This is a genomic window from Candidatus Contubernalis alkalaceticus (assembly GCF_022558445.1).
GTDB classification, from domain to species: Bacteria; Bacillota; Dethiobacteria; order SKNC01; family SKNC01; genus Contubernalis; species Contubernalis alkaliaceticus.
In genome coordinates, this window is sequence record NZ_CP054699.1 from 2195002 (window position 1) to 2208132 (window position 13131).

Consider the following 13131-nt stretch of genomic DNA (forward strand, 5'->3'; position numbering starts at 1 on the left):
ATTTTGTCTTTAAAAGAAGAAATGCATGTTCAACTTAGGAACCATCTTTCCGAACTTGAAAGACTGGCAAATTTACTGGAAAAATTTGGAGAGGTTAATCACCTTCCATTAAAAGCAATAATGGATATTAACTTAGCCCTGGACGAAATATTTACTAATATTGTATCTTATGGATTTGAAGATGATAATGAACACTTTATAAACATCCACATATCTAAGGTTGGAAAGGAACTTACTATAAAGATAGAAGATTCTGGTGTTCCTTTTAATCCTCTGGAGGTTCCTGACCCGGAGCTGAATCTGCCTCTTGAAGAAAGAACTATAGGAGGTCTTGGAATTCATTTTGTGAAAAATATGGTTCAAAAAATTAAATATGAAAGACTCCAGGACAAAAATGTACTGGTATTGAAAAAAATATTGGATTCTTGAGTCTTAAATCATAAGTCAAAAGTAAATTCACTTGTTATACTAAAAGGAGGACAACAATGAAAATTCATGAAAGTAAAAATGGAGCTTTAATTATTCTGACATTAGAGGGAAGGTTGGATGCAAGCACTTCAGTAATTTTAGAGAAAAAGTTCATGGAGATACTAAACAAAGGGGAAACCTGCTTTATTTTTGATTTTAACCAGTTGGACTATATCTCAAGTGCCGGGCTAAGGATCCTCCTCATGGCTGCTAAGAAAACAAAGGCTGTGGGGGGTAAAATAGTACTATCATGCCTTAAAGAGCACGTCATTGAAGTCTTTGATATTGCTGGTTTTACTGCTATCTTCCCTATTTGTTCCAACCAAGATGATGCAGTTAAGTCCTTTAATCAATAATAAAATTTTTCCAATATCTTCATTCCATAATGTCGGATTGTCTGTAATAAAACTGTACTTTATTTAAATACATTTTTCATCATTCATAATTACCGTTACAAATTGAGCAATAAAAAGCCCCACCCATAATCTGGGTGAGGCTTTTCTTATTAAACTCTTTAATATCTAGCCCTTCTTAAAATATCATAGGGTTTTAGCTTTTCGGCACAGGGCAAATACAGAAGCTGCTGAGGGTGTGGTGCTCTGTTCATTGGTTCGCCCTCCAGGGAATAAATCCCTTCAATTTTCTTTAAAAAAGGATCTCCGTGAGGGCTTAGTACTTCTACAGTTTCTCCCACAGCAAAGTGGTTTCTCTGTTCTACCAGGGCCATTCCTTTTCCCGGGTCATATTCTTTTACCATGCCGATAAAATCATATCCTTGAAGGTAAGAGCTTTCTTCATATATCTGGTCCTGAACCTTTGGATTATCCAAATAAAAACCGGTAGTATAAGGGCGATGGCTTACTTTTTCCAGTTCCGCCAGCAATTTTTCACCCGGTTTATAATCGTTAGGATTTAACTTGTACGCCTCCAGAGCTTTTCGATAAACCTTAGTTACGGTAGCGACGTAATGTACACTTTTCATCCTTCCTTCAATTTTAAAGCAGTCCACCCCTGCATTTATCAGGGCAGGGATGTGCTCAATCATACACAGGTCCCTGGAATTCATAATATAGGTCCCATATTCATCCTCAAAGACCGGATGAAATTCACCAGGACGCTTTTCCTCCACCAGGTGATAACGCCATCGGCAGGGGTGAGCGCACTCCCCCAGGTTAGCATCCCTGTGAACCATATATTTACTCAGCAGACATCGACCAGAATAACTGATACACATGGCCCCATGCACAAAACATTCAATCCCCAGCGATACCCGGGAACGAATATCTTTAATCTCCCTTAAGGATACTTCCCTGGCTAATACTGCCCTGGAAAAACCCTGCTTTTCCCAAAATTTTATGGTCTGCCAGTTGGTAACCGAAGCCTGAGTACTCAAATGAAGGGGAATTTCTGGAACCACCTGTCTGCAAATTTCCAGCACCGACGGATCAGAAATAATGAACCCGTCGGGCCCCAGCGGGCTCATTTCTTTTAAGTATTTATTTATTTTGGGAAGGTGTTCATTATGAGGAAGTATATTTAAGGCAACGTAAACCTTTTTCCCTTTTTGGTGAGCAAATTCAATTCCCTCTTTCATCTCTTCGGAAGAGAAATTCCCTGCAAACGACCGTAGGCTGAACTCTTTCCCTCCAATATATACAGCGTCAGCCCCGTAATGCAAAGCAATTTTTAATTTTTCCAAATCCCCGGCGGGTGCCAGTAGTTCGGGCAGTGTCATATTATTAATCACCTGTATTTACTGCTTATTTTATCTCGATAATCTTACCAGCTTTAGCTAATCTATAGTATCTCATGAGTCTCTTTCCCTTACGGCCTTACGCTGGTTTTCCAAATGCTCCTGTAAAGTTCTGCTGAAATAATGACCACCGGAATTATCTCCCCTTAAAACAAAATAAAGATTATCGGTTTCCTCCGGATAAAGAGCTGCATGAATAGCATCCCTGCCAGGACTGGCGATAGGCCCGGGAGGAAGGCCGGTATGTAAATATGTATTATAAGGCGAATCAATCTCCGTGTCTCTGGTTGAAAGTTTAGGTTTTATCTCCCCCAGAGCATATTGAACGGTGGCACAAGACTGCAAAAGCATATTCCTTTGAAGCCGATTGTGAAAAACACCGGAAATTATAGGTCTTTCCTCCTTTAATCTGGCCTCTCTTTCAATGATGGAAGCCAAAGTTACCACTTCATGAACGGTCATCCCCAATTCCTCTGCCCGCTGTTGATAAGTATCGTTAAAAACCCCTTCAAACTGCCGCAGCATCCGATGAATAATTTCCTCTTCTGCGTCATCATCTTCCAGGTAATAGGTATCGGGGAAAAGATAACCCTCAACAGGATAAGTGGACTGTGTAATATCCTTTAAAAACCAATAATCAAATTGTTTTTCCAATAGAAGTTCCAAAAAAACTTCCTCTTCCACCACTCCCTGAGCTTCTAACCGGGCTGCAACTTGTTCTACCCGAAAACCTTCCGGAAGAGTTATACGGGTATAACTCTGAATCACATCTCCCTGATAAAGTTTCTCTAAAATTTCGTCCATATTCATTGCGGTATAAAACTCATACTCCCCGGCCTTAAGCCTGCCGTCATAACCCTTGAACTTAGCATAAACCCTAAAGGCCAGGTTATTGCGAACCACCCCTGCTTGCTTTAAGGTCTCGGCGATATTCCCTGATGAGGCTCCCTGTGGAATTTCAACTAAAACCAAATTACTTTCTGCCCCTGATACCGGAAGAACCTGCTGCATCAACATATCAGAGGACACAAAAAAAATAAGGAGACCCAGGCAGAATACAATTAATAACTTGTGCCAGCCGGCATATGCTCTTGACAATAGAATCCACCTCAAATCCCCTAAAATTATGATGAAATGACCTTAAACAGCAGAGCTGCTTATAAAGATTGTACCACTAATTGGATTAATCTTCAATATCCATTTCTTCCACATCCATGTCTTCCTCTTCATCACTGCCCCGTTCTTCCCAGGCAGTGGCCACATTTTCCCATTCCTGATCATCTTCAACCACCATTAGAACCTGACCCTGTTCATCCTGAAGCACTCTAAAAATAACGGCCTCATCTGCAGCTCCTCCATCGGGTTCTTCAACTTTCTCAAAAGGTAAAAGAATAGCATATTCCTTTTCTTCCACCACAATCAGGTCAACTATGGAAAACAAATGTTCTTTACCCTCTTCGTCTACTAAAGTAAGGACTTCGTTTCTTTCTTCCATTTTCAAATCAACTCCCTTTTATTAGTCTAATACTAAAGTTAACCATTACGGGTTTAACAGCAAATTTTTATACGAAAAGTAATTATAAACTTATAGCTGTTAATCATCCTAATTATATCCAAATGAATAAATAATATCCTAAAGTTTACATTCTTTCTTTATCCAGAAAATTTTGCAGGATAAAAACCGCAGCCATCTTATCAATAACTTTTTTTCTTTTGGCTCGACTCAGGTCTGCCTCCAGTAAAAGCTTCTCTGCCGCCACCGTGGTAAGCCGTTCATCCCAAAATACTACGGGAATACTTGTCCGGGAGGTAAGCTTTTCACCAAATGCCCTGGCCTTCTGAGCTCCAGGACCCTCAGTATTATTCATATTCAAGGGGAGTCCCATCACAATCTTCTCCACTTCATATTCAATCACCAGGGCCAGCAGGCGTTTTAAATCCTCCTCCATTGTTCGGCGTCTTATAACCTCTAATCCCCGGGCTATTAAACCTGTTGGATCGCCAAGGGCTACCCCAATGGTCTTTTCCCCCAGATCCAGTGCCATTATCCTCATGGTTTCTCCCTTACTTAATAAATTTTTATACAGATATCCTCACAATATACTCCGCAGTAACCACAGAAAATACAGTCACTTTTTCTTACCTGAGCTTTATTGTCCTTTATAGTCAAAGCCCCCTGAGGACAATGACTGATGCATTCTCCACATCCCTTGCACCATGATTCCACCACAATCCGCCTTGGTTTAGCCATTAATTGGTTTCTTAAATCCTCAGGCACTAAAGTATCTGAAAAAACCGCCTGATTGAACAGGAGTTCCTCACCAGATTGCATTCCCACCGCTACAGAATGAATAAAACTGTGGGAGAGTACAAAATTAAAGGCCTTTTCCGCCTGCTTAATTAGATGCCCCCCACCTAGGGGTTTCATGGCATATATCCCGATATTTTTCTCTGCAGCTTTTTTTAGTAAACTCAGCATTTGTTCTACAGTACCGTCCCTGATACCGATTCCCCTGAAATTGACCAATGGATGGATAATTTCAATTTCCGGATATTTCAGAGCAGCCTCTACAGCGGCAGTAGTATGACAGGAAATTCCCACAGCCCTGACATAACCCTTTTCTTTGGCTCTGAGCAAATACTCCAGAGCTTCAAAATGACCCTTTATGGTATTCTCCGACTCCTGCTCATGCAGAAGGAAAATGTCTACTGCCTCAAGACCCATTTCCCTTAACGCTTTTGATAGACTTTTTTCCATGTTTTCTTTTGTATAAGCATAGGACTTAGTAGCCACCACCGGTTTTGGATTCATGTTTTTAAAAGCAGAACAGAGATAATCATAGTTTTTATATATTTCCGCCGTATCAAAAAAGTTAATGCCGTTTTCAAAGGCATCAACAAGAAGAGAGGCCCCTTTCTCTATACTCAATCGGGCCTGAAGAGGGCCGATGGTTAGAGTTCCAAAACAGAGCCTCGATACGGTTATTCCTGTTTTACCCAGGTCACAATAATTCACACAAATACTCCTTTTATAATCCTTCCAGGTAACTTTTCACCAGTTCTTCTAAGAGTTCATCCCGTTCAATTTTTCGAATAAGGCTTCGGGCATTGTTAAAACTGGTAATATAAGCAGGATCGCCCGAGAGCAGGTAGCCCACGATTTGATTTATGGGATTATACCCTTTCTCTTTTAAAGATTCGTATACCTGCTTCATAACATCATTAACTTGGATTATTTCTTCGTCTGCTTTTACATTAAATTTCATGGTATGCTCAAAAGAATTTTTCATGCTGTCCCCCCTTCACAAGAAAGGATTAGGTTTGTAGAATTAACATACATATTCGCCAAGAGGAAATATAATCCTCTAAAAAAATCAAGAAATTAAACCATCAGTTTTTCAACCATTACTGCTGCTTGCTTTAAGGCCGAGGGAAGCTTATCTTTTTCTTTTCCCCCCGCCTGAGCCATATCCGGCCTTCCGCCGCCACCACCGCCGGTTTGTTTGGCGGCTTCCCCTACAATTTTTCCTGCATGCAATCCCTTTTTCACCAGATCTGCCGTCACCGCTGCCACCAAGAGGACTTTCTCTCCTTTGACAGAACCCAGAACCACCACACCGGAACCCATCTTATCCTTAAGCTGATCGGCCATACTGCGCAGCTGCTCCATTTCCGTCACATTCACCTGTGCAGCCAGCACCGGAACCCCTTTTACCTGTACTGCTTTGTCCAACAGTTCATCCACTTTCTGGGAAGCCAGCTTACTGCGAAGGTTCTGGTTCTCCTTTACCATTTCATTATAGGATTGAATTAATGTCTCCAGTCTTGGTAAAAAATTTTCCTCTTTTGTTTTTAGTGCCACCGATCCTCGGGTTAAAATTTCTTCTTTTTCTGATAGGTAATGGTAGGCCCCTGGCCCGGAAAGAGCTTCTATTCTTCTCAAACCCGTGCCAATTCCACTTTCAGACAATATCTTAAATAGGCCAATATCACCTGTATGTTTTACATGGGTGCCACCGCATAACTCCAGGCTGTAATTATCAATACTTACCATGCGGACTTTATCTTCATATTTTCCTTCAAATAGAGCCATGGCCCCACTTTCCCTAGCTGCCTGGAGGGTGGTCTCCTGGGTATCTACTTTAAGGTTTTTCCAAATATGTTTATTTACAATTTCCTCAATCTTTTTCACCTCATCCTGGGAAAGAGATGCAAAGTGGGTAAAGTCAAAACGAAGTCTTTGGGGCGCCACCAGTGAACCCGCCTGGTTTACATGTTCCCCCAACACTTCCTTTAAAGCCCGGTGCAGCAGGTGGGTCACTGTATGGTTTCTACAGATTAAACCCCTTTTGTTGGAGTCCACCAATGCTTTCACTTTCTCCCCTGTATATATTTCTCCCCGAATTACTCGTGCCCTATGCAAAAACAGGTCATAAGTACCCAGTTTGGTATCCTGAATTTCTACCAATGCACTTTCCGTAGTGATAGTTCCCTGGTCTCCTACCTGTCCACCACTCTCCGCGTAAAAGGGAGTCTTATCCAAAATCAGAGTTACCTCTTGACCCTCTTCTGCCTTGTCCACAATTACATCCCCATTATATATGGCTGCAATTCGAGATTTTGTCTCCAGGGTATCAAAACCTATAAATTCTACCCTCTGGTCTTTAAAGGGTTCAAGATTGGCCTTAGCTTCTCCAGCGTCCATCTTTTCTCGGGCCGAACGGGCCCGTTCCCGCTGCAGCTCCAGCTGAACCTTAAAGCCCTTTTCGTCTACCCCCAGCCCTTTCTCCTCCAGAATTTCCCGGGTTAAATCCAATGGAAAACCGAAGGTGTCATACAGCTTAAAGGCCACATCTCCGGGCAGCTCTTTCTCCCCATCCCTCTGCAGGTCTATCAGGTAAGTGCTGAGCATAGTCAATCCCTGTTCCAGAGTTTCCCGAAAACGTTCCTCCTCCAGCTGTACCACTTTAACAATATAGTCCTCTCTTTCCTTCAGTTCCTGATAAACATCTCCCATAACTTCACAAATCATTGGCACCGCCTCAAACAAAAACAGGTCTTCTAGACCCAGAAGGCGGCCGTGTCTTACGGCCCTTCTAATCATCCTTCGCAAGACATAACCCCTTCCCTCATTGGAAGGCTGGATACCATCCACCACCATAAAGGTCAGACTGCGGAGATGTTCGGTAAGTATGCGCAGGGATATATCCTCCCTTGAGTTTTCACCGTAACGAACTCCGGTGAGACGGACAAAATAGTCTAAAATGGGCTTAATAATGTCAATTTCGTAAAAGGTAGGCACATTCTGCAGAGCCATGGCCATCCTTTCCAGCCCAGCGCCGGTGTCGATATTCTTTTGACTTAGAGGCAGGTAGCTGCCACCGGAATCACAATTAAACTGAGTAAAAACCAGGTTCCATATTTCTACAAAACGGTCACAATCACAGCCTACCTGACAGTCCGGCCGACCACAGCCAAACTCAAAACCCAGATCATAATATATTTCTGAGCAGGGTCCGCAAGGGCCCTGACCAATTTCCCAAAAATTATCCTCTTTACCCAGGCGAAAGATTTTGCTTTCCGGAAGACCCATGATTTTATGCCAAATATCATAGGCCTCATCATCCTCCTGGTAAACGCTCACATAAAGCTTCTTTTCCGGAAGATGATACACCTCGGTAACCAGCTCCCAGGCCCATTGAATGGCCTCCTCTTTAAAATAATCCCCAAAAGAAAAATTTCCTAACATTTCAAAAAAAGTAGCATGCCTGGCAGTTTTACCTACCCTTTCAATATCCGGTGTCCTTACACATTTTTGACAGGTGGTTACCCGGGGATGAGGGGGCTTTTTTTCACCTGTAAAATAGGGTTTCAAAGGCGCCATCCCAGCTCCGATTAACAACAGGGTGGGGTCATCCTGGGGGATTAATGAATAGCTGGGAAGTACCAGATGGTCTTTATTTTTAAAGAAATTTAAAAATTTCTCCCGTATTTCTTTGGTTTTCATAATGTCAGATCCCTCCTTAATTGGTTACATGACAATTATATATAAGAGTGCTTCACTGTGTCAACAAAAGCAGATATTTCGTAGAAGCTGTAACTTTTTTCTAAATAAATTTATTTTTCCTGAGATGTTTGAACAACACTTTAATAACTGCCACCACTGGAACAGCAAATATTAAACCCAACAACCCAAAAAAACTTCCTCCCGCTAAAAGAGACAGAATTACAATCACCGGATGAAGACCTAAGTTTTTTCCAAAAACGGTGGGGGTCAACACATGGCTTTCTACCTGCTGCACAATAGTAATCATCAGGATTACTTTCAAAGCCAATAAGGGGGACTCCAATAGAGCTATGAAAAAAGCCGGTACAGCCCCAATAATAGGTCCAAAATACGGAATAACATTGGTTACACCATTAATAATAGCCAAAAGAAGGGCAAACTCCACCCCCAAAACCAACAAACCCACGTAAACCATACCGGCCACAAAAATACTGATAAAAATTTGTCCCCGCACATAAGCCCCCAGGGTTTTATCAATGTCCTCTGCTGCTGCCCTTACCCTGCCCCGATATTTGTGGGGAATCATTTTGTAAATAAACCTCTTAATATTTTCTAAATCCTTCAAAATATAAAAAACCAGCAGGGGAATTAAAACCAGTAAAATAATATGGCTGAACAGGTTAATCACCGTTTCCGTGAAACCCTCCAGCAGGTCAAGAATCAGGCCTTGAAACTGATCAATATTGGTATCAATAACACTTCTGATACTGTCCGGCAAATTAAAACGGTGATAATCCTGCTGCATTTCTACGATAAACTGTTGAATTTGTGAAGAATACATTGGTACCTTCACCAACAGTTTCTGCATCTCACCCATAAGAGAGGGAATAACATTAATAGAGAGTAAAACCAAAGTTAGAAAAAAAGCAAGATATATGATAAAAATCCCTACAGAACGGGATATATTTTTCTGACAGACAAACTCTAATAAAGGATTTAAAAGATAGGCTATAATAAAAGAGGCCAAAAAAGGGAATAAAACTGAAATAAGAGTGTTCCTTAAGGAATAAAGGCCATATAAAATTAACAAGGCAAAAATAAAAATAAGGAACACACCAGCCAGCGTCATTCCATAACAAAAAATATCTTTTATCTTTCGCCTATCCATCAAAACCCCTCCCCTTAAATATATATGTATACGGGGTAAAATCTACAAATAACTGATTCAAAAAAAAAGTAAGCAACTTATGTTGCTTTTTCAGGTTGAAAGTAGATTTTTTCCTGGGGGTTAATTCCCATATCCACCAAAGAGCCATCGTCTTCTACGTAGTAGATGTTTATCTCCTTTTTTTTATTAACGTTGAACTCGATAAGACAGTGCCAGCAGTAATACTGGTCCGTCGCAACCTTTCCGGTATCAACACTCCCGCAAAGGGGGCAGTACATATTACCCACTCCTATTCTGTTTTTAAGTAAGACAAATGACGGTTCTACTGTCTGATTTGCAATCTTCGCTTCCGTTTTAAAGGCATCATTGTCTTCTTGTAAGTTATGGATACATCAGCAGTATATTTTTTTTACAATAATTGCAATTAAACCTGCTAACCGTTATTTTACCCGGAATAAGCAAAAAAATACATTAAAATACTTAATTTAATGGTATTAGCAATCCGCTTAAAATTTCTCAAAGGCACTACTTCCTCTAAAAAGCCAGCCTCTCTTCAATAATTCCCCCTCCCAGGACCTGTTCTCCCCGGTAAAAAACTACCGCCTGTCCTGGAGTAACTGCCCTTTGAGGTTCTTTAAAACTGATTATCACCCTACCGGGGGCCAATGGAGTTAATTGTGCCTCCACCTCCGGAGACCGATAACGAATTTTTACCGTAAGGTCCTGCTGCTCCAAAGGTTCACCGGAAACACAACTTACTTCCCCGGCATAGAGATCGGCTGCAAAGAGCTCTTCTCTTTTTCCCACCACTACGGCATTTGTGGAATAATCTATATCTACCACATAAATAGGATATCCTACCGCCAGGCCCAATCCTTTCCGCTGCCCCACGGTGTAAAAAGGAAGTCCCTGATGGGTTCCTATTCTTTCCCCTGAAGTAAGTAGAAAAGGGCCAGGACTGAAGGTAACCTTTCCTTCTCTTTTTATAAAACCTTTATAGTCATTATCTTCTATAAAACATATCTCCTGACTCTCCGGCTTTTCCATAACCTCCAGATTCAAACTTCGGGCCTTTTCCCGGACCTCCTCTTTAAGGTAACCGCCCAGAGGGAAAAGAATTTTCTTGAGCTTATCTTGGGTAAGGCTGAATAAAAAATAAGTCTGGTCCTTGCCGGGATCCCGGGCTTTCTGCAGAAAATATTTTTGCCGTTGGTCATTGTAAATAATGCGGGCATAGTGTCCGGTGGCCAGGTAATCTGCTCCCAAAGAAAAAGCTTCTTTCATTAAGCGGTCAAATTTAATATGAAGATTACAAACTACACAGGGGTTAGGTGTCCTCCCCCGCTCATATTCTTTCAAAAAGTAATCAACCACCCTTTCTCTAAAATCTCCGGACAGGTCCAGGACATGATGAGCAATGCCCAGCTGCTGACAAACCTTTCGGGCATCCTCCACTGCATTATTAATTTTACCGGCGGCGGTATTTCCTTCTTGGTCGTGGTATCCTGCGGAAGGACAAATAGTCATAGTAACACCAAATATGGGATAACCGGCTTCTTTTAAAACTGCCGCCGTTACCGAACTATCCACCCCTCCGCTCATGGCCACCGCTACGCTACCTTTTCCAATCATATGGTCACCTGCTCTTCTAATTATAATTTTACTTACCCTTTAAGCCTTATTTTTGCCTGACCCCGGGTAATATCATTCAATTTATTTGTAAAACTTTCATAATTCTTTGGAGGCATCACATTGTCAATTTCAACCAATGTATCGTAACGCACCGCCGTTACTTCCCCTTGAAAACCAGATATCTCATTTATGACCTGTCCAATATAGTCATAGGGTATAATTATGGTATAGTTTCGGGTGATAACCTTTTTTTCCACCCCGGCCTCTTTTAATCCCGCTTCACTACAGGCACGGTAGGCTCTAATAAGTCCCCCTATCCCCAGCTTTACGCCGCCGAAATATCGAGTGCCTACCACCACCACGTTGGTCAGCCCCACCTTATCTATGGAGGATAAAATAGGCGGCCCTGCCGTCCCCACCGGTTCATCGGCATCAGAGGTACGCACTATTGTATCCTCCCCGGTTCCAATCCTATAGGCAAAGGCGTTATGGGTGGCATTGGAAAACTCTTCCTTCACCCGTTGAATAAAATCCCTGGCCTGCTTTTCACTACCGCAGAAACCTACAGAGGCAATAAATCGACAGGCCCCCACAGCTATTTTAATTCGGGCTTCTTTTTTTATGGTGAGATAATAGTCCACAGCTTATCTACCTTTCCTTTTGGGCCAAAGCTTTTCCAAACGCCACTTAATCATCTTCTCTTCTCCGTTCTCTGAAGGCCGGTAGTAAATTTTTTCCCTAATCCCTTGGGGAAGATAATGCTGCAGCACAAAGTTTCCGGCATAGTCATGGGGATACTTATACCCCTTTCCGTGACCCATTTTCCGGGCTCCCGGATAGCTGGCATCCTTCAGATAAGGAGGGACTCCCCCGCTGCTTTTTACCTTAACCTCCTCCAAGGCCTGATTAATTCCCAGGTAAGAAGCATTGCTCTTGGGGGCTGATGCCAGGTAGGTGGCCGCTTGAGCCAATATAATCCTGCCCTCGGGCATACCAATCATCTGAAGCGCCTGGGCTGCCGACACGGCTACAGAAAGAGCTCTTGGATCCGCGTTTCCTACATCCTCAGAGGCGCTGATTACCAGGCGGCGGGCGATAAAATTAGGATCCTCTCCAGCATTTATCATAAAAGCCAACCAGTATAGGGCTGCATCGGGGTCAGAACCCCGTATGGATTTAATGAAAGCCGAAATAACATCAAAGTGGTTATCTCCCTGGCGGTCGTACCTGACCGCCTTTCCCTGAATAGACTCCTCTGCAGCACTCAAAGTAATGAGACGGATACCATCCTTCCCAGGTTCCGTGGTCAAAACCGCCAGCTCCAAGGCGTTCAAGGCTACTCGGGCATCCCCGTTGGATCTTTCTACTATATGCTTCAAAGCCTCCGGTTCCAAATGAGGATTATAAGAGGCCATTCCCCTGTTTTTATCCTTCAGGGCCCTTTCCAGTATTTTTTCGATATCTTGATTTTCCAAAGGCTTAAAGGGAAATACCGTTGAACGGGAGAGCAGGGGAGAAATCACCGTGAAATATGGGTTTTCCGTAGTAGCTCCGATGAGGATAACCGTCCCCTCCTCCACCGAAGGCAGCAGGGCATCCTGCTGTGCTTTATTAAAACGGTGAATTTCATCGATGAACAGGATGGTTCTCTGCCCTTCCATCCCTAACAGTTCTTTGGCCTTTTTAATAACCTCTTTTATATCCTTTACCCCGGACATTACCGCATTTAGCTGAAAGAAACGGGCTTTGGAGGTTTGGGCGATAATACGGGCAGCAGTGGTTTTCCCCGTGCCCGGGGGTCCGTAGAAAACCGCGGAAGAAAAACGGTCCGCCTGGATAAGGCGCCGCAATAACTTTCCTTCCCCTAAAATATCCTCCTGACCAAAAAAATCATCCAGATTCTCCGGCCTCATCTTTAAAGCCAGGGGAGACTTTTGAGCCAGCTCCTGTTCCCAACTGTACTGAATAATATCCATAAAATACACCCGCCTTCACCAGGGTCTGGTACCCTGGAAACCAGTGGACAGTTCCTTGGCCTTCCCTTCAATCCGCGCTTTGTTAAAGACAGCGATCTGACCATCCCCTGGTCTTACTTTTTTAATA

General features: G+C 42.6%; 14 protein-coding genes. 2 read left to right on the forward strand and 12 right to left on the reverse strand.

The genetic code is table 11. The annotated features are described in order from the left end of the window. Nucleotides 1-3 precede the first annotated feature (3 nt). The gene (locus tag HUE98_RS11005; protein WP_241420698.1) at nt 4-429 is read left to right on the forward strand and encodes an ATP-binding protein; all 426 of its coding nucleotides are present in this window, start codon (nt 4-6) and stop codon (nt 427-429) included. A 56-nt stretch (nt 430-485) separates the two neighbouring features. Further along, entirely contained in the window at nt 486-824 is a 339-nt protein-coding gene (locus HUE98_RS11010; protein WP_241420699.1) for an STAS domain-containing protein, read from the forward strand. 158 nt (nt 825-982) lie between these two features. Here the strand turns inward: HUE98_RS11010 and HUE98_RS11015 are convergent, their stop codons facing one another. The 12 genes from HUE98_RS11015 to HUE98_RS11070 form a co-directional block, all read right to left on the reverse strand. Beyond that, nucleotides 983-2203, reverse strand: a complete 1221-nt coding sequence (locus HUE98_RS11015) for a peptidase U32 family protein (RefSeq protein ID WP_241420700.1) — start codon at nt 2201-2203, stop codon at nt 983-985. A gap of 72 nt (nt 2204-2275) precedes the next feature. Beyond that, nucleotides 2276-3319 carry an endolytic transglycosylase MltG gene (gene mltG, locus HUE98_RS11020; protein ID WP_241420701.1) on the reverse strand — a complete coding sequence of 348 codons (1044 nt, stop codon included), beginning with the start codon at nt 3317-3319 and terminating at the stop codon, nt 2276-2278. 85 nt (nt 3320-3404) lie between these two features. Continuing rightward, nucleotides 3405-3716, reverse strand: coding sequence for a DUF1292 domain-containing protein (locus HUE98_RS11025; RefSeq protein ID WP_241420702.1), 312 nt, complete (start codon nt 3714-3716; stop codon nt 3405-3407). A 145-nt stretch (nt 3717-3861) separates the two neighbouring features. Then, nucleotides 3862-4275, reverse strand: coding sequence for a Holliday junction resolvase RuvX (ruvX, locus tag HUE98_RS11030; protein ID WP_241420703.1), 414 nt, complete (start codon nt 4273-4275; stop codon nt 3862-3864). A 14-nt stretch (nt 4276-4289) separates the two neighbouring features. Continuing rightward, the gene (locus HUE98_RS11035; protein WP_241420704.1) at nt 4290-5237 is read right to left on the reverse strand and encodes an aldo/keto reductase; all 948 of its coding nucleotides are present in this window, start codon (nt 5235-5237) and stop codon (nt 4290-4292) included. 13 nt (nt 5238-5250) lie between these two features. Further along, nucleotides 5251-5511: an IreB family regulatory phosphoprotein gene (locus HUE98_RS11040; RefSeq protein WP_241420705.1), complete on the reverse strand. Its 261-nt coding sequence runs from the start codon at nt 5509-5511 to the stop codon at nt 5251-5253. Between the two features lie 92 nt (nt 5512-5603). After that, complete coding sequence (alaS, locus tag HUE98_RS11045) at nt 5604-8228, reverse strand: alanine--tRNA ligase (RefSeq protein WP_241420706.1); 2625 nt, start codon at nt 8226-8228, stop codon at nt 5604-5606. A gap of 100 nt (nt 8229-8328) precedes the next feature. Further along, nucleotides 8329-9396: an AI-2E family transporter gene (locus tag HUE98_RS11050; protein ID WP_241420707.1), complete on the reverse strand. Its 1068-nt coding sequence runs from the start codon at nt 9394-9396 to the stop codon at nt 8329-8331. 77 nt (nt 9397-9473) lie between these two features. Then, the gene (locus HUE98_RS11055) at nt 9474-9674 is read right to left on the reverse strand and encodes a hypothetical protein (RefSeq protein ID WP_241420708.1); all 201 of its coding nucleotides are present in this window, start codon (nt 9672-9674) and stop codon (nt 9474-9476) included. Between the two features lie 256 nt (nt 9675-9930). Then, complete coding sequence (gene mnmA / locus HUE98_RS11060) at nt 9931-11028, reverse strand: tRNA 2-thiouridine(34) synthase MnmA (protein ID WP_241420709.1); 1098 nt, start codon at nt 11026-11028, stop codon at nt 9931-9933. Nucleotides 11029-11060: 32 nt separating this feature from the next. Then, the gene (locus HUE98_RS11065) at nt 11061-11669 is read right to left on the reverse strand and encodes an IMPACT family protein (protein ID WP_241420710.1); all 609 of its coding nucleotides are present in this window, start codon (nt 11667-11669) and stop codon (nt 11061-11063) included. A gap of 3 nt (nt 11670-11672) precedes the next feature. After that, complete coding sequence (locus HUE98_RS11070) at nt 11673-13004, reverse strand: replication-associated recombination protein A (protein WP_241420711.1); 1332 nt, start codon at nt 13002-13004, stop codon at nt 11673-11675. Nucleotides 13005-13131 lie beyond the last annotated feature (127 nt).

Excerpts from the sequence above, each read along its gene's own strand:
- alaS (WP_241420706.1), bottom strand. The coding sequence starts at position 8,228 with ATGAAAACCAAAGAAATACGGGAGAAATTTTTAAATTTCTTTAAAAAT.
- HUE98_RS11015 (WP_241420700.1), bottom strand. The coding sequence starts at position 2,203 with ATGACACTGCCCGAACTACTGGCACCCGCCGGGGATTTGGAAAAATTA.
- HUE98_RS11050 (WP_241420707.1), bottom strand. The coding sequence starts at position 9,396 with ATGGATAGGCGAAAGATAAAAGATATTTTTTGTTATGGAATGACGCTG.
- HUE98_RS11040 (WP_241420705.1), bottom strand. The coding sequence starts at position 5,511 with ATGAAAAATTCTTTTGAGCATACCATGAAATTTAATGTAAAAGCAGAC.
- HUE98_RS11010 (WP_241420699.1), top strand. The coding sequence starts at position 486 with ATGAAAATTCATGAAAGTAAAAATGGAGCTTTAATTATTCTGACATTA.
- ruvX (WP_241420703.1), bottom strand. The coding sequence starts at position 4,275 with ATGAGGATAATGGCACTGGATCTGGGGGAAAAGACCATTGGGGTAGCC.
- HUE98_RS11070 (WP_241420711.1), bottom strand. The coding sequence starts at position 13,004 with ATGGATATTATTCAGTACAGTTGGGAACAGGAGCTGGCTCAAAAGTCT.
- HUE98_RS11055 (WP_241420708.1), bottom strand. The coding sequence starts at position 9,674 with ATGTACTGCCCCCTTTGCGGGAGTGTTGATACCGGAAAGGTTGCGACG.
- mnmA (WP_241420709.1), bottom strand. The coding sequence starts at position 11,028 with ATGATTGGAAAAGGTAGCGTAGCGGTGGCCATGAGCGGAGGGGTGGAT.
- HUE98_RS11025 (WP_241420702.1), bottom strand. The coding sequence starts at position 3,716 with ATGGAAGAAAGAAACGAAGTCCTTACTTTAGTAGACGAAGAGGGTAAA.